This is a genomic window from Mesorhizobium sp. M0045, from assembly GCF_040323385.1.
In the GTDB taxonomy this organism is placed as follows: domain Bacteria; phylum Pseudomonadota; class Alphaproteobacteria; order Rhizobiales; family Rhizobiaceae; genus Mesorhizobium.
Window position 1 is genome coordinate 128,983 of record NZ_JAMYUY010000002.1, and the last position, 16,243, is coordinate 145,225.

Consider the following 16,243-nt stretch of genomic DNA (forward strand, 5'->3'; position numbering starts at 1 on the left):
GTGAGGGTCGCCAAACGCATGCCGGCTGAAAACTACTCCTTCCTCGATGTCGCCGTGCTCGACGCGGTCCGCCTGCGCTTCGCCGCAGGCGACGCGATCGCTATTCTGTCGGCAGATCTCGAGCAGGTGATCTGGGCCAACGGCCCCGGCGCAGCGGTATTCGGCTATCCCGACATCGGCGCGATCATCGGCGCCTCGGCAGGTTTGCCGCTGATCGCCAGGCGCCAGATCATGGCAACCAGCGGTTTTCCGCAGATCGGCCGCGACCGTGCCATCACGGTTCGGCTGGCGACCGGCCTGACCAGCCGCGCGGTCGGCTTCCTGGCCAGCGCAGTGACCATGCCCGATGGAGAGGAAGCAATCATGCTGGCGCTGCCGGCGGCGCAGACCGGCTCGCGCAGTGCGGCCGAGATCGCCGATCGCGCCATCGGTGGTTTTACGGAAGACGGCCACTACATCGCCTTTGTCGACGCCAAGGGCAATATCGACGCCGCATCGGACGGCTTTTCGGCACTCGGCATCCGGCCTGAGACGCTGGCCGCGCTTGTCGCCGACGTGGCGAACGAGAGCGACCGCATCGTCAAGCGCCTGGTCCCGGGTGGATCCAGCTCCTATCCGGCGGGCCTTGCCCGGCTGACGGACGAGCGGCATCTGCTGGTGGTGATCGACGAGGACCGGCTCGACGGCGGGGCCCCTGATGGCGAGCGCGCCGGGGGGGAAACCGGCAGCGAAGCAGCAGCGGCACCGAGCGGTGGCGATCTTCCCCAGCCGACGGGCCAAGACAACGAGCCGCCAATCGCCAGGATGGGCGCGGCGGAGATCAACCTTGCAGCGATGGAAGGCACCTCAGCATCGGCGGAGCACGAAGCTGTCGACGCGGCTGACAATCAACACACGGTTGGCGAAACGCCGACGCAGCATGATCATTGGTACTTCAATGCCGGCGACGACGCGCAGGTCCCGCCCGGGGCAGCTGCGTCCGGCAAAGCCGAGACCAGCCCGGACGCTTCGGAGGCCGGCGCGGATACTTCGCCGGAAAGCGCCGCAAAAAAAGCCACCAAAGCCGCCTCCCCGGCCGAACGCCGCGCTTCGGCGATCGATCGCACCGCCGCGCCCATGCGTTTCGTCTGGCGTACCGACGCGGAGGGCCGGTTCAGCGCCCTGTCGCCGGAATTTGCCGAGCTTGTCGGCAGGCCTGCCGCCGACGTGATCGGCCGCCGCTTCGAGGATGTTTCGGCCGCCTATGGCCTCGATGCTTCTGGCGAGATTGCCGGCCTGCTCGAACGGCGCGACACCTGGTCCGGCCGCTCCGTGCTGTGGCCGGTCGCCGGCACCGATCTGAAGATACCCGTCGATCTGGCGGCGCTCCCGGTTTACAGCCGCAGCCGGGTTTTCGAAGGTTTTCGCGGCTTCGGCGTCGCCAGGAGCGGCGATGCGGTGGTCGATCCGGATGCCGTCGGCATGGCGCTTGTCGCCGAGGAGAAGCCCGCCGCGAGCGTTGGGCCGGAAGCCGTCGAACCTGCCCCGGCGACACCGAAACCCGCCGATCCGTTCAGGGGCGAAGTGCCGGCGTTGACCATCGTGCCAAAGCCCGAGCGGCGCTTTGCCGACAAGGTGATCCGGCTGGCCGAGCACCGGCAGCCGGCCAACGACAAGGGCCTGTCGACGCTGGAACGCAGCGCGTTTCGCGAGATTGGCGAGCGTCTCAAGAAGGACAGCACCCCGGCCGAAGAACAGCCCAGCGCCGGAAAGCAGAAGCCGGTTGAGAAAGTCGAGGCAGCCGCCAATGCCGACGAGCCAAAGCTGAAAGGAGCCGGCCCGACGGACAAGGGTGAGATGCCGGAACCAGGTCCGGAAAGCGGGGCGGCTGCCGCCGAACCACCCGAGGCCGATGCCGAGGACCAGAAGGACCTCGCCCGGCTCGACAGCGAGCAGCCGGATGAGGCGGTAGCAGAGGCGCAAGCCGGCGAACCCGTCACACGCCCTGTTTCCGGATCTCTGCTCGACTATGCCAACCGCGAACCCAGCGATGAAGCGCAGGAAGGCGACGAGCCCAGCACGGACGGTCGAACGATCGTCGCCGAAGCGCCGCGGGATGGCGACGATGATAGCATGACGGCCGAAGATTTCCGTGACGCCGAGGACAGCGAGGATTGGTCCGAGGACAGCGCAGCCGACGCTGCCGGCCAGGTGCCGCCCGTCGAGCGGCCGCAGGCACCACCGCTCAAACTCGGCGGCTTCGTGCCGTCGGCGTTTGCCGGAGCGGACAACAAGGGGCCGGATACCTCGATCCTCGGCAAGCTGCCGGTGCCGTTGCTTATCCATTCCGGCGATCAACTGCACTACGCGAACGACGAATTCCTCGGCTTGACCGGCTATGCGACGCTCAACGCCCTGGACGAGGCGGGCGGGCTCGGCGCGCTGTTTGCCGACCCTTATGCCGACGACGGCAGTTCGGAGGGCGGCGACCGCGCATTGCGGCTGAAGACGCGCGACGGTCAGGAGTTTCCGATCGACGCAATTTTGCGTTCCGTCCCCTGGGCAAACGGCAAGGCACTGATGCTGGTCGTACGCCGTTCCGGCGACGACGAAGCAGCAGCCATTCCGCATGGCGCTGCCGACGACCAAACGCAGCCGGATGTTTCCGAGCTCAAGGCGCGCATTGCCGAAATGCGCACCATCATCGACACCGCCACCGACGGCGTTGTGCTGATCGGCCGTAACGGAACGATCCGTTCAATTAGCCGTCCGGCGGAAGCGCTGTTCGGCTTCGACAGCGACGAGGTGACCGGCAAGCCGTTCGTCTCGCTGTTTGCGATCGAAAGCCAGCGCGCGGCGCGTGACTATCTCGAGGGTTTGTCGGAGCCCGGCGTTGCAAGCGTGATGAACGATGGCCGCGAGGTGATCGGACGCGAGGCGCAGGGGCGCTTCATTCCGCTGTTCATGACCATCGGCAGGCTGCCCAACGACAGCGGCTTCTGCGCAGTGGTGCGCGACATCACCCAGTGGAAGCGGGCCGAAGAGGACCTGACCCAGGCGCGCGCGGTCGCCGAACGCGCCTCGTCGCAGAAGACCGATTTTCTGGCCCGCATCAGCCACGAGATCCGCACGCCGCTCAACGCCATCATCGGCTTTTCCGAGCTGATGGTCGACGAGAAATTCGGACCGGTGGCCAATGACCGCTATCGCGACTATCTGCGCGACATCAACCGTTCGGGCAACCACGTGCTCGATCTGGTCAACGACCTGCTCGATATTTCGAAAATCGAGGCCGGCCAGCAGGAGATGGCCTATGAGGCGGTGTCGCTTAACGACACGCTGGCCGAAACCGTGGCGATGATGCAGCCGCAAGCCAACCGGGAACGCGTCATCATCCGCTCCAGCTTCGCCTCACGACTGCCGGAAGTGGTGGCCGATCTGCGCAGCGTTCGGCAGATCGCGCTCAACATCCTGTCGAACGCCGTCCGCTACACGCAGGCCGGCGGCCAGGTTATCGTGTCGACGGCCTACGAACTCTCCGGCGATGTCGTCATGCGCGTGCGCGATACCGGCATCGGCATGAGCCCGTCCGAGATCGAGCAGGCGCTGAAGCCGTTCAAGCAGATCAATGCGCTGAAGCGCGGCCGCGGCGACGGCACCGGTCTTGGGCTGCCGCTGACCAAGGCGATGGTCGAAGCGAACCGGGCCCGGTTCACCATCAACTCGACGCCCGGCGAGGGAACCCTGGTCGAAGTCGCCTTTCCCTCGACCCGTGTGCTCGCCGGTTAGCTATGGTTGCGCAAAGAAAAAAGGCGTCCAACAGGACGCCTTGAATGATAGGATTGCTGTCACAACGGGGCTTGAGCGAATCAGATCCTCTCGGGGCTAAGAGGAACGGGATTTCTCCCTCAAGTTACGCACGACTATCGATGCCGGGCCTTAACAAATCCTTACCGGCACGCCGGAAAATTTACCAATGTGTACCACTCATGAAATCTAGGTAAATTCCGAAGAGATAATTTGTTAACGATACCTGAGACCTCAAAACGGCTCCCGCCTTGGATCCCGGGTCAGTCGGCAAGCTGCGGCAGGTTGCGGAACAGCTCGAGCGCTTCGGGATTGGCGAGCGCTTCCTTGTTCTTGATGGCGCGGCCATGCACCATGTCGCGTACCGCGAGCTCGGTGATCTTGCCCGATTTGGTGCGCGGAATATCGCTGACGGCGACGATCTTGGCCGGCACGTGGCGCGGGCTCGCCCCGATGCGGATTTTCGCGCGGATGCGTTTTTCCAGCTCGGCATCGAGATCGACGCCTGCCGCCAGCCGCACGAACAGCACGACGCGAACATCATTCTCGAAATCCTGGCCGATGCATAGTGCTTCGAGGATTTCCGGCATCTGCTCGACCTGATTGTAGATCTCCGCCGTGCCGATCCTGACACCGCCCGGATTGAGCGTGGCGTCGGAACGGCCATGGATGATCAGGCCGCCATGGGCGGTCCATTCGGCGAAATCGCCGTGGCACCAGACATTGTCGAACCGTTCGAAATAGGCGGCTCGGTATTTCCTGCCGTCAGGGTCGTTCCAGAAGCCGAGCGGCATCGCCGGAAACGCCTTGGTGCAGACGAGCTCGCCCTTCTCCTGGCGGAGCGGCCGGCCGTCATCGTCCCAGACATCGACGGCAAGACCGAGCCCGGGCCCCTGGATCTCGCCGGTCCATACCGGTTCGATCGGCACGCCGAGCACGAAGCAGGAGACGATATCGGTGCCGCCGGAAATCGAAGCCAGATGCACGTCCTTCTTGATGCCTTCGTAGACGAAGCGGAAATCTTCCGGCGATAGCGGCGAGCCGGTCGAGGAGATGGTGCGCACGCTGGAAAGATCATGCGTGCGGGCCGGCTTGAGGCCAGCCTTGCGCACGGAATCTATGAATTTGGCCGAGGTGCCGAAATACGTCATCTTCTCAGCATCGGCGAAGTCGAACAGCGTATTGCCGTCCGGGTAGAAGGGCGAGCCGTCGTAGAGCAGCAAGGTGGCACCCGACGCCAAGCCGGACACCAGCCAGTTCCACATCATCCAGCCGCAGGTGGTGAAGTAGAAGAAGCGGTCGCCGTCGAGCAGGCCGGCGTGCAGCCGTTCTTCCTTGACGTGCTGGATCAGCGTTCCGCCGGCCGAATGGACAATGCATTTGGGGATGCCGGTCGTGCCGGACGAAAACAGGATGTACAGTGGATGCGAAAACGGCAGCCTCTCGCAGCTGACAGACCTGGCGGCAAAGGGTGACAGCGCCTCTTCGAGCGCGGCCGCCTTGCCGATGGTCGCCGCGACGTCGAGCGAGGTGCCGAGATAGTCGACAATGAGGACCTTGCGGACGGTGGCGAGCTTGCCCGCCACCGCCGCGACCTTGTCGGCGACTTCGATCGCCTTGCCATTGTACCAGTAGCCGTCCGGCGCGATGAATATGACCGGCTCGATCTGGCCGAACCGGTCGAGAACGCCCTGCTCACCAAAATCTGGGGAGCAGGACGACCAGACGGCGCCGATCGAGGCGGCCGCCAGCATCGCAGCAACGGTCTCCGGCATGTTGGGCATCATCGCGGCGATGCGGTCGCCCTTCTTCACCTTGAGCGACAGGAAAAGCTGCTGCAGGCGCGAGGTCAGCGCATGCAGCTCGTTCCAGGACAGCCGCCGCTCGACCTTGTCCTCGCCGCGAAAAACGATTGCGTCGCCAAGCCCGGTTTTCTTGAGGAGATTCTCGGCGAAGTTCAGCTTCGCATCAGCGAAGAAGGTCGCGCCGGGCATCTTGTCGCCATCGATCAGCACGCGTTCGCCCTTGTCGCCGACGATGCCACAAAAGTCCCAGACCAAGCTCCAGAAGGTCTCGCGGTCATCGATCGACCAGCGATGCAGGTCGGCATAGGAGGAGAAAGACTCGCCGGCCATGCTCGCCGCGGCGTTCATGAAGGCGGTCATCGGCGCCGCGTCGATGTGCTCTTGCGTCGGGATCCAGAGCGGTGCGTCGTCAGCCATCATTGTTCCTCCGCAGGCTGCATCGCTTATGCAATATCGCGATGCAGCAGAGCAAGATTTTGTTGGACCGCGCCGGTCAGGGTGTGCGCAAATGCCATCGCCGGGCCATAAAGACTTGAAATGCGTCAGCCGTCGGTTACACCCGTCGGGCGATTTTGTCGGAATGGAAGCATACAGGGCGATATGCCATCACCTTTGATCCGACGCGGAATATGGGCGATCGGCGCAGCCGTCATCGTCATCGCGCTGGTCGTCGCAGCCTTGCCGCTGATCGCCTCGACCCGTATCGTGCGCGACCGCATCGCATGGGAAATGAGCGCCTGGAGCGGTTTCCGGGTCACCATCGACGGCGCGCCGCGCATCGAGGTCTGGCCGAATTTCCGGGCGATCCTGAGCGACGTGACGCTGTCGCAATGGACAGAGACGGATGCGCCGCCCGTGGTCGAAGCCGAACGGGTCGAGGTCGACCTCTCGGCGATGGCGGCGCTGCGTGGCGACGTGGTGTTTTCGACGGCGCGGCTGGTACGACCGACGATCCGGGTTCAGCGTACCGCGAGCGGGTTTTTCCTGCCTGCGATTCCCAGCGGCGGGCGCATTACGCGTTCGATCGATGCTGCCCGCGCGGTGATCAACACAAATCCCGCCAAGCCGGATCTCGGCAAGCTGCCGACAGATCCGTTCGGCACAGTCGAGTTCAGGGACGGCCGCGTGGTGGCTGCCATCGGCGGCAAGGACCAGGAGATATTGAGCAGCCTGAGCGGCCAGGCGAACTGGGCCGCGATGAACAGCAATGCGACGCTGTCGGCGACCGGGATATGGCGCGGCGAAAGTGTTGCCATCGACGCCGCATCGCCGAACCCGCTTGTGTTGTTTGGTGGCGGCACAGCACCGGTCACGTTTTCCTTCAAGGCGGCGCCGGCCAGTTTTTCGTTCGACGGCCGCGCAAGCATGTCGGAAAACGGCTATTTCGACGGCCAGGCAAAATTCGCCGCACCTTCGCTCCGACGTGTGCTCGAATGGTCGCAGGCCGGCATCGCGCCCGGTGCGGCAATCGGCTCGATCTCGGTTTCAAGCAAGATCACGGCGACGGCCGGGCGCGTCAAATTCGAAAACACCGCCCTGACCCTCGACAACAACCCCGGAATGGGCGCGCTGGACTTCACCTACGGCGAGGCATTGCCGGTGATCTCCGGCACACTTGCCTTCGATACGCTCGACCTCAGATCATTTCTCTCCGCCTTTGCCCCGGTGCCATCGGCCGGCGGCACCGATCCGGGCGAAATCGATACGAGCTTCGCCGACCGGATCAATCTCGATCTCAGGCTGTCGGCGGCGCATGCCACGGCCGGCGCCATCCAGCTTGCCGACGTCGCCGCCACCGCCCAGGTCAAGAACGGCCTTGCCGTCTTCGACATCTCGGATGCATCCGCCTTTGGCGGCAACGTCCAGAGCAGCGTCCGTTTTGACCGCAAGCCCGCCGGCACCGAAGTCGAGATCCGGCTGCTTGCTTCCGATATCGACGGCGGCGCTTTCGGCACCGCGGCCGGGATGACACGGCTGGTGCCGATCGGCACTGGAACCGTTTCGGTCATCCTCAAGGGGCCTGGCAGAACCTGGGACTCCATTTTCGAAAACGCCAATGGCTCGCTGTCCGCGACGTTTGGCGCGGGCGCGCTGAGCCGGCTTAACCTGCCGGCGTTCCTCAAGCACACCGAACAGGGCGGATTCTTCGCGCTGGACGACGTCTCGGACGGAACGCTGCCGATCGACGGGGCCGAGCTCAAGGCGAGCATTTCGAACGGCGTCGCGCGCATCGACAAGGCCGAGGTGAATTCCGCGCAATACAAGATCTGGCTTTCCGGTATTGCATCCTATGCCGGACGCGGGCTGGCACTGTCCGGCGGCATCGTCCGGCCGAGCCAGGCTGCCACGCAGACGAACGGCCAGGGACCCAATCAGTCGTCGTTCTTCGTCGGCGGCACGTGGAGCACGCCGTTCATCTCGCCGGTAAGCCGCGGCGTTTCAGGAGAGTAAGCAGCAGCAGCTTCAACCGCGCTGCGCGGCCTGCTCGTCGCGCTGGCGCTGCACTTCGCGGCTCTTGTTGACAAGCGAAGCGATGATCACACCGACGGCGACAACGGCGATCAGGATGGTGCAGGCGGCGTTGATTTCCGGCGTCACGCCGAGGCGAACTTGGCTGTAGATCTTCATCGGCAGTGTCGTGGCGCCGGGACCCGAGGTGAAGCTGGCAATAACCAGGTCGTCGAGCGAGAGCGTGAAGGCCAGCATCCAGCCGGAGACGATGGCCGGCATGATGACCGGCAGCGTGATCTGGAAGAAGGTCCTTACCGGCGGTGCACCGAGGTCCATCGCGGCCTCTTCCAGCGAACGATCGAAGGTGATCAGGCGCGACTGCACCACCACCGCGACGAAGCACATGGTCAGCGTGGTGTGGGCAAGCGTCACCGTCAGAAAGCCGCGGTCGAGGCCGACGGCGACGAAGAGCAGCAGCAGCGACAGGCCGGTGATGACTTCCGGCATGACCAGCGGCGCAAACACCATGCCCGAAAACAGAAGCCGGCCGCGAAAGCGCGTGTAGCGCGTCAAGGTGAGCGCCGCCAGCGTGCCGAGCACGGTCGCCACGGTTGCCGAGATGACGCCGACCCGGGCCGTCACCCAGGTGGCGTCCATCAGACCCCGGTTGTGGAACAGCGAGACGTACCATTTCGTCGAAAAGCCGCCCCAGACGGTGACCAGCTTCGACTCATTGAAAGAGAACACAACGAGCAGGACGATCGGCAGGTAAAGAAAGGCAAAGCCGAGCACGATCGAAATGACGTTGAAGCGGCTCCAGGTGGCGTTCATTGGTCCTGCTCCTGAGCACGCGCCTGGGCCCGCTGGAAAATCATGATCGGCACGATCAGCAGCAGCAGCAGGATGACGGCAACGGCGGACGACACCGGCCAGTCACGGTTGGCGAAGAACTCGTTCCACAGCGTCCTGCCGATCATCAGCGTCTGCGAGCCGCCGAGCAGGTCGGGAATGACGAACTCACCGACGGCGGGAATGAACACCAGGAGGCAGCCGGCGATGACGCCGGGCAGCGATAGCGGAAAGGTGATCTTCCAGAAGGCGCTGGTCGGCGGACACCCGAGATCCTTCGCCGCCTCGATCAGCGTATGGTCCATCTTCTCCAACGACGAATAGAGCGGCAGCACCATGAACGGCAGATAGGAGTAGACGATACCGATGAAGATAGCCGTATAGGTGTTGAGGATGATCAGCGGCTGGCTGATGATGCCGCTGGCGAGCAGCAGCTGGTTGAGCAGGCCCTCGGGCTTGAGGATGCCGATCCAGGCATAGACACGGATCAGGAACGAGGTCCAGAACGGCAGGATCACCAGCATCAGCAAGGTCGGGCGGATCGTCGCCGGAGCGCGCGCCATGCCATAGGCAATGGGATAGCCGACAAGCAATGTCAGGACCGTCGAGATGGCGGCGACGACGACGCTCGTCACATAGGCGTTGAAGTAGAGCGCATCCTTCGTCAGCCACGTGTAGTTGTCGAAATTGAGCGCGCCAACCCCCGAGATGAACCCGGAAATGCCGCCGCGGAAATCGAGCACCGGAGTATAGGGCGGCATGGCGATCGCCGTCTGCGACAGCGAAATCTTGAAGACGATGATGAAGGGGACAAGAAAGAAGAACAGCAGCCAGAGATAGGGGACGATAATGACGAGACGGCTAACGAAAGCCGCGCTCAGCCTGGCCGGGGCGGATTTGCCGGCAGCATTTGCCGGAGAGCTTGTTGCGGCAGTGACAGCGGACATGATCAATCCCTACCGTGTCAGCACGACGCCGGCGTCAGGGCGGAAGGAAATCCAGGCGCGGTCGTTCCAGCTCAGCGGATCCTCGGTGAGGCGTGCCGCGTTCATGGTGCTTGCCCGCACCACCTGACCATCGTCCAGCCTGACGTGATAGACGGTCATGTCACCGAGATAGGCGATATCGTAGACCTCGCCCTGGATGGCATTGACGGCACCGGCGGGTTTCGTCGAGGACACCTTGATCTTCTCCGGCCTGATGGCGAAGGTGACGGATGTCCCGGCGGCGGCACTGCCGGCGTTTTCGGTTCGGATGGTGATGCCGTTGCCGGCATCGATGCTTGCGCTGCCGGCCTCGCCAGCCGCGATCCTGCCGTCGAACATATTCACGTTGCCGACGAAGCCGGCGACGAAGCGCGAGCCCGGCGCTTCGTAGACCTCGGCCGGTGTCGCCACCTGCATCACCTCGCCCTTGTCGATGATGGCGATGCGGTCGGCCATCGTCATCGCCTCTTCCTGGTCATGGGTGACGACGACGAAGGTGAGGCCGAGATTCTGCTGCAGGTCCATCAGCTCAAACTGGGTTTCCTCGCGCAGCTTCTTGTCCAGCGCGCCAAGCGGCTCGTCGAGCAGCAAGACTTTCGGGCGCTTTGCCACCGAGCGCGCGAGCGCGACGCGCTGGCGCTGGCCGCCCGACAATTGGTGCGGCTTGCGCTTGGCGAACTGCTCGAGCTTGACCAGCTTCAGCATCTCGGCGACGCGCTTTTCCATATCGGCCTTGACCATGCCTTCCTGCTTGAGGCCGAACGCGATGTTGTTCTCGACCGTCATATGCGGAAACAAGGCGTAGGACTGGAACATCATGTTGACCGGCCGCCGGTAGGGCGGAATGCCGCGCAGATCCTGGCCATCGAGCAGGATGCGGCCGGCGGTCGGCTCCTCGAAGCCGGCAAGCATCCTGAGCAGCGTCGATTTCCCGCAGCCTGAGGCTCCAAGCAAGGCAAAGAATTCGCGTTCGAAGATGGTCAGCGACAGGTTGTTGACCGCCGTGAACTCACCGAATTTCTTGGTGACGTTGTCGAACTGGATGTATGGCTTGGCGTTCGGGTCGTTCCATGGCGCGAAATCCCTGCGGATGCTGCCAAGCGATTTCATGTCCCACTCCGTCCTGCTGCTCGCCCCATGAGAAAGCGGCCCCGCCAACCGGCTGCCGGGGCCTGGCTCAGATTGTTATTGGCCAGTGACGATCTTGGTCCAGGTGCGAGTGATGATGCGCTGGGTCTTGGGATCGTAAGGCGAAACGGTGTAGAGCTTCTGCAAGGTGGCGGCGTCTGGATAGATCGCCGGATCTTCCAGGATCGCCTTGTCGATGAACTGCTGCGAAGCCTTGTTGCCGTTGGCGTAGAGCACATAGTTCGACGATTTGGCGATCACTTCGGGCTTCATCATGTAGTTCAGGAACTCATGCGCTTCGGCGACATGCTGCGCGTCGGCCGGGATCGCCATCTGGTCGAACCACATCTGCGCACCTTCCTTCGGCACGGAGTAGCCGATCTCGACGCCCTGCTTGGCTTCGTCGGCGCGGTTGCGGGCCTGGAAGACGTCACCCGACCAGCCGACCGCCAGGCAGATGTCGCCATTGGCAAGAGCGTTGATGTATTCGGACGAGTGGAACTTGCGGATATAGGGCCGGACCTTCAGCAATGTTTCTTCGGCCTTGGCGATGTCGTCGGGCGATGTGCTGTTCGGGTCGAGGCCCAGATATTTCAATGCCGCCGGTATGATGTCGGCCGGCGAATCCAGCACATAGACGCCGCAGTCCTTCAATTTGGCCAGGCTTTCGGGATTGAAGAACACGTCCCAGCTGTCGATCTTGTCGGTGCCGAGCGCTGCCTGCACCTTCTTGATGTTGTAGCCGATGCCGACAGTACCCCACATGTAGTTGATCGAATATTCGTTGCCGGGATCATATTTGGCGGTCCGTTCCATGACCGTGTCCCACATATTGGAAATGTTCGGCAGTTTCGACTTGTCGAGCTTCTGGAACACACCCGCCTGGATCTGGCGTGCAAGGAAATTGCCGGTCGGCACGACGACATCGTAGCCGCTGCCGCCGGCGAGCAGCTTCGTTTCCAGGATCTCGTTGGAATCGAAAGTGTCGTAGACGACCTTGATGCCGGTTTCCTTGGTGAAGTCGTCGATGATCGAACTGTCGATATAGTCCGACCAGTTGAACACGTTGACGACGCGATCCTCGGCATGCGCGCCTAGGGTGAAAACTGCCAGAAACGCCGAAGTCGCCGAAAGCCAGAGCGCTTTGCGGGTCATGCTATTCTCCTTTGATGAGTGTTCCGTCGCCAGCTCGTCGCGGCGTTCGCGCGGCTGGGCATTTGCTTCAGGGTATTGGGCTTGCAGGCAGGCGACAAGCGCGAATTGCCGGCGCCATTATGCTTCGGCGACGAGGCGACAGCGAAGACTTGGCGTGGCGTTGCTGGTGTTCCGGCGCCGTCGGAAGCTTTCGCTACGGCGCGGGCAGGGAGACGACGATGTTGTCCGGCCTCGATGCGGCCGGCATGGAGACTTGGCAAGATACGCCTGTCTTGTTGTTGCCGTGATCGCAGCCTGCCCGCGCGGCCGCGACATTGTCAATGGTTCATCTCGCTTTGACGCGTGCGCTGCATCAATTAGGCGACGGCACACCGGTGACGCCCGCTCGAGCGGGCCGCGTCTGACGCTTGAATTCGAGCCCGATATGGACGAGCAGCGCGGTGACGACGACCGCACCGCCGACGATGGTGCGCGCCGACGGCACCTCGGAATGGATGAGCCAGACCCAGATCGGGCCAAGGATCGGTTCGAACGTGCCGAGCAGCGCCGCGACGGCGGCCGGAACAAGCCGGGCGCCGGTGGCGAAGAAGGCGAGGCCGAGTCCCAGATTGATCACGCCAAAGACAAAGAGAAAGCCCATATCATGGCTCGAGACGCCGAGGGCCGACCCTTGCGATGCCGCAAAGGCGGCCGCCAGCATCGTGCCGAGGCAAGTCGCCGGGGTCATGCGCACATGGGCAAAGCGGCGCGTGATGACGGTTGCGACCGAGAACATGACGGCGATGAGCAGCGCCAGCCCGTCGCCGATCGGCGATACCGCGCCATCGAGCGATTCCGATACCATGATGGCGACGCCGGCAATGACGGCGGCAATCGCCAACCAGGTCGCCACCGCCACCCGTTCGCGAAAAAGCGCCCAGGCAAACAGCGCCGCCAGAAGCGGCACGCCGGCCTGCATCAACAGGATGTTGGCGACGGTGGTATAGGCAAGCGCGACGACGAAAGAGGTCGAGGCCGTGGCGAAGCAGAACGCCACCGCAAGGCCGGCCAGGCCCATGCCACGAAACAGCTTCAGCGTGCCACGCCAGCCGTCGCGCCAGACCATGAAGCAGAGCAGGAAGGCGGCGGCCCAGACCGAGCGCCAGAACACCACCGTCCAGCTGTCAGTGCTGTCGATGAAGCGCGCAATTGTGCCGCCAAAACTCCACATCAGCGCCGACAGGAATACCAGCAGGAAGCCGACGCGTTCCCCTTGCGGCGACACGATCTGCGAAGCGGCAACCGGAGATGATGCGGTATCGGTCATGGGTGCGACTGTCGGCGAATTCGGAGCAGCACGACGTGCAATGGACGACAGAGACGTGCCTCATTCGCGTAACGCAAAGCAGAAGGCCGGGCGTGATCCAGTTCAATGTTCCGTTTGGCGCACTGATGAGGGCGCCTCGCCCTCGCCCGGCGATGATCCGAGGCGACCTGTCGACGATCGCTTTACGACGTGCCCCTGTTGCCGCGGATAAAGCGCCAGAGACCGGCCAGGGGAACCAGCAGGAGCAGGCCAAACTTTTTCAGCGCGATCAGCGCCACGACCAGAAAACCTGCTTTCGCCGCCAGCTTTCCGGCAATCAGGCCACCGACGCCAATCGCCGCAACCGTATCGACGCCCGGCACGAAATCGGCGTATGTCTTGCCAGTATTGAAGTCCGCGAGGCCAAGCACTTCATCCAGGCTTTGTCTTATCTCCGGCAATTGTTCCACCGTCGCGATATAGCTCATCACGAAGACGCCCTCCCTGCCAAGGAAACGGACGTCGTAGTTGAGCGTATGGGCGGCATCGTTCCCAAATTGCAGCTCCTTGGCCCAGTGAAGGCGCTTGTGGGCCGCGTCATAAACCGGCGGCGACGCCCAGCCGATCAGCGTAATGGGCGCGTAGCCGTCCTTTACCCTCTGATCGTTGCCGGACAGAGTGTCTGACTGCATGTTGCGCAGCAGTTCATTGTAATCGATGGACGCGGCGTCACTGTCGTCGACGTAACCAATCTTTTCCCAGCGCAGCTCTATCCCCCAATTGTTATCGGCAATGGGATCATGGGAGACTGGAAAGATCATGCCGAGGGCATCGGAACCAGAGTCGGGCGGATTGCCCCAGGCTTCGGTGAGGACGGAGAGCGTGTCCTTCTTGTCCAGAAAATAGAACTTGTCCTTGAGATCGAGATGGATGCCTTCGGCAAGATTTATCGCGCCGGTCTTCGGATCGATCTTGTCCAGGAACGCCTTGCCGGCATCATTATACTGTTGATAGGACTTGAAGAAATCCGAGGACTTTTCAGCCAATGCGGGATCGGCCACCGAAAACGCGAGCGCCAAGCCAAGCCAAAAAACCGTCCTGCCCATCATTGATCCCCCGACCGTTGCGCAGTTCTTTTTTTTGATACCGTACTGTCAATGCTGAATCAATATTCGGCTGAATCAATATTCGGCTGAATCAATATTTTGGCTGAATCAATATTTTGGCCGGCAGCTGCGAACCAGCTTACTGGTTGCCGCCGCAGGAACAGATGAGGTTCTTCGGTCGAAGATTCAGCCGCAATATTGCTGGAGCCGAATCACTGAAAATCGAATGCCGACAGCCCCGTCACCATCTCATCGAGGCCGAGCGGGCGTGTAACGGGTGGCTCGGCGCGGGCGAGGCAGCCGATGCGCTCGCACAGCCGGCAGGCAGGGCCGACCGGCGTCGCCGTCGCCGTGGCGCTCTGTCCGGTCTTGCCTATGGCAGCTGGCCTCGGCAACGCCGCTCCATAGACGACCTCGTCGCTAAAACCGATGTCGCAGCCGAGCAGCAGCGCGGTGCGGCGCGGCCGCTCGGCAAACGAGCCCTGCGGCCCCTCGAGCGTGCGGGCAATGCAGAGAAACGCTGCGCCGTCGGGCATTTCCACCGCCTCGACCAGGATCTGGCCGGGCTGGGCGAAGGCGGCATGGACCGGCAGCCTCGGACAGCCGCCGCCGAAGCGGCTTTGCGGAAAGCCGTGGCTGCCCGCCTTGCGGAAGCGATTGCCGGCACTGTCGACCTCGAGCATGAAGAACGGCACACCTGACGCACCCGGCCGCTGCAGCGTGGCCAGCCGGTTCGCCGCCTGCTCGAAGGAAACGCCGAAGCGCGACCGCAACATGTCTATGTCGTAGCGGGTGCGGACCGCAGCGGCGTGAAAAGGCTGATAGGGCATCATCAGCGCGTGCGCGGCATAGCGGCCGAGCTCGAAACGCGCCAGCCGGCGGGCCTCGTCCGTGGTCAGCTTCAGCGCCTGGATCTCAGCGGCGACAGCGACGCTCATCCGGATCAGACAGGCCTCCATAGCCACCTCGCGCAGCTGATCGAATGGCGACAGGCGCTCGGACAGGAACAGGCGTTGCGAGTGACGGTCATAGCGACGGCGCCAGTTGGGCATGGTGGCGACCGGCAGTACCTTGACGACGATGCCGAATTCACGCCGCAGCCAAGCCTTCAACGCACTGAAAAGATCGTCGCCGGGATCGAGCACCGACGTGAATGCCTCGGCTTCCTCTTCGAGCGCGGCAAAATGATTCGGCCGGTGTTCGAAAATCTCATGCACCTCGTCGATCGGCAGCCGGGCACCGGAGAGTGCGGTGGCCTTGCCCTCGCGCGCGAGCAGCTCGTTGAGATCCGATAATCGCTTAGCCTGCTCGCGATAGGCGCGAAACAATTTTATCACAGCGGCGGAAGCGTTGGGCGCCGCCTCGGCAAGCTCGATGAGTTCCTGGTCGCCCGGCAGTTCGCCGGCCAGCAACGGATCTGAAAACACTTCCTTCAAATCGGCGACCGATCCCCGCGCCTCGCCTTGCAGTTCGTGCGGGTCGACCTTGTAGACGGATGCCAGCCTCAGGATCAGCTGCACCGTCAGCGGCCGCTGGTTGCGCTCGATGAGATTGAGATAGGACGGCGAGATGCCGAGCCCTTCGGCCATCGCCGTCTGGGTTAGCCCCTTGGCGTTGCGGATGCGACGAATGCGCGGCCCGGCGAAGATTTTATGGTCGGCCAATCGACTGCCCTTGACAGAAATTTACATC

10 protein-coding genes are annotated in these 16,243 nt (G+C 63.1%); 2 read left to right on the forward strand and 8 right to left on the reverse strand.

Annotated elements, in window-relative coordinates; genetic code table 11:
• Positions 1-18: 18 nt before the first annotated feature.
• The gene (locus NKJ72_RS03350; protein ID WP_352475843.1) at positions 19-3,768 is read left to right on the forward strand and encodes a PAS domain S-box protein; all 3,750 of its coding nucleotides are present in this window, start codon (positions 19-21) and stop codon (positions 3,766-3,768) included.
• A 281-nt stretch (positions 3,769-4,049) separates the two neighbouring features.
• Here NKJ72_RS03350 and NKJ72_RS03355 read toward each other — a convergent pair whose 3' ends face one another.
• Positions 4,050-6,008, reverse strand: coding sequence for an acetoacetate--CoA ligase (locus NKJ72_RS03355; RefSeq protein ID WP_352475844.1), 1,959 nt, complete (start codon positions 6,006-6,008; stop codon positions 4,050-4,052).
• Between the two features lie 183 nt (positions 6,009-6,191).
• On the opposite strand from NKJ72_RS03355, the gene NKJ72_RS03360 reads away from it, so the two are divergent.
• Positions 6,192-8,042: an AsmA family protein gene (locus tag NKJ72_RS03360; RefSeq protein WP_352475845.1), complete on the forward strand. Its 1,851-nt coding sequence runs from the start codon at positions 6,192-6,194 to the stop codon at positions 8,040-8,042.
• A 12-nt stretch (positions 8,043-8,054) separates the two neighbouring features.
• Here NKJ72_RS03360 and NKJ72_RS03365 read toward each other — a convergent pair whose 3' ends face one another.
• From NKJ72_RS03365 to NKJ72_RS03395, 7 genes are all read right to left on the reverse strand, one after another.
• The gene (locus NKJ72_RS03365; protein WP_254819294.1) at positions 8,055-8,873 is read right to left on the reverse strand and encodes an ABC transporter permease; all 819 of its coding nucleotides are present in this window, start codon (positions 8,871-8,873) and stop codon (positions 8,055-8,057) included.
• The gene (locus NKJ72_RS03370; RefSeq protein WP_352475846.1) at positions 8,870-9,838 is read right to left on the reverse strand and encodes an ABC transporter permease subunit; all 969 of its coding nucleotides are present in this window, start codon (positions 9,836-9,838) and stop codon (positions 8,870-8,872) included. Before NKJ72_RS03370 ends, NKJ72_RS03365 begins: the two co-directional genes overlap by 4 nt.
• A 9-nt stretch (positions 9,839-9,847) precedes the next feature.
• Positions 9,848-10,987, reverse strand: coding sequence for an ABC transporter ATP-binding protein (locus NKJ72_RS03375; protein WP_352475847.1), 1,140 nt, complete (start codon positions 10,985-10,987; stop codon positions 9,848-9,850).
• 75 nt (positions 10,988-11,062) lie between these two features.
• Positions 11,063-12,160 (reverse strand): polyamine ABC transporter substrate-binding protein, encoded by a 1,098-nt coding sequence (locus NKJ72_RS03380; protein WP_352475848.1) that lies wholly within the window; start codon positions 12,158-12,160, stop codon positions 11,063-11,065.
• Between the two features lie 352 nt (positions 12,161-12,512).
• Positions 12,513-13,466 carry a DMT family transporter gene (locus NKJ72_RS03385; RefSeq protein ID WP_352475849.1) on the reverse strand — a complete coding sequence of 318 codons (954 nt, stop codon included), beginning with the start codon at positions 13,464-13,466 and terminating at the stop codon, positions 12,513-12,515.
• 182 nt (positions 13,467-13,648) lie between these two features.
• Complete coding sequence (locus NKJ72_RS03390; RefSeq protein WP_352475850.1) at positions 13,649-14,554, reverse strand: DUF2167 domain-containing protein; 906 nt, start codon at positions 14,552-14,554, stop codon at positions 13,649-13,651.
• A gap of 209 nt (positions 14,555-14,763) precedes the next feature.
• Complete coding sequence (locus tag NKJ72_RS03395; RefSeq protein WP_352475851.1) at positions 14,764-16,215, reverse strand: helix-turn-helix domain-containing protein; 1,452 nt, start codon at positions 16,213-16,215, stop codon at positions 14,764-14,766.
• Positions 16,216-16,243: the final 28 nt, after the last annotated feature.

What these genes read in the sequence shown, in the direction of transcription:
- NKJ72_RS03375 (WP_352475847.1), bottom strand. Translation starts at nt 10,987, where the DNA reads ATGAAATCGCTTGGCAGCATCCGCAGGGATTTCGCGCCATGGAACGAC.
- NKJ72_RS03360 (WP_352475845.1), top strand. Translation starts at nt 6,192, where the DNA reads ATGCCATCACCTTTGATCCGACGCGGAATATGGGCGATCGGCGCAGCC.
- NKJ72_RS03380 (WP_352475848.1), bottom strand. Translation starts at nt 12,160, where the DNA reads ATGACCCGCAAAGCGCTCTGGCTTTCGGCGACTTCGGCGTTTCTGGCA.
- NKJ72_RS03385 (WP_352475849.1), bottom strand. Translation starts at nt 13,466, where the DNA reads ATGACCGATACCGCATCATCTCCGGTTGCCGCTTCGCAGATCGTGTCG.
- NKJ72_RS03365 (WP_254819294.1), bottom strand. Translation starts at nt 8,873, where the DNA reads ATGAACGCCACCTGGAGCCGCTTCAACGTCATTTCGATCGTGCTCGGC.
- NKJ72_RS03390 (WP_352475850.1), bottom strand. Translation starts at nt 14,554, where the DNA reads ATGATGGGCAGGACGGTTTTTTGGCTTGGCTTGGCGCTCGCGTTTTCG.
- NKJ72_RS03355 (WP_352475844.1), bottom strand. Translation starts at nt 6,008, where the DNA reads ATGGCTGACGACGCACCGCTCTGGATCCCGACGCAAGAGCACATCGAC.
- NKJ72_RS03370 (WP_352475846.1), bottom strand. Translation starts at nt 9,838, where the DNA reads ATGTCCGCTGTCACTGCCGCAACAAGCTCTCCGGCAAATGCTGCCGGC.
- NKJ72_RS03350 (WP_352475843.1), top strand. Translation starts at nt 19, where the DNA reads ATGCCGGCTGAAAACTACTCCTTCCTCGATGTCGCCGTGCTCGACGCG.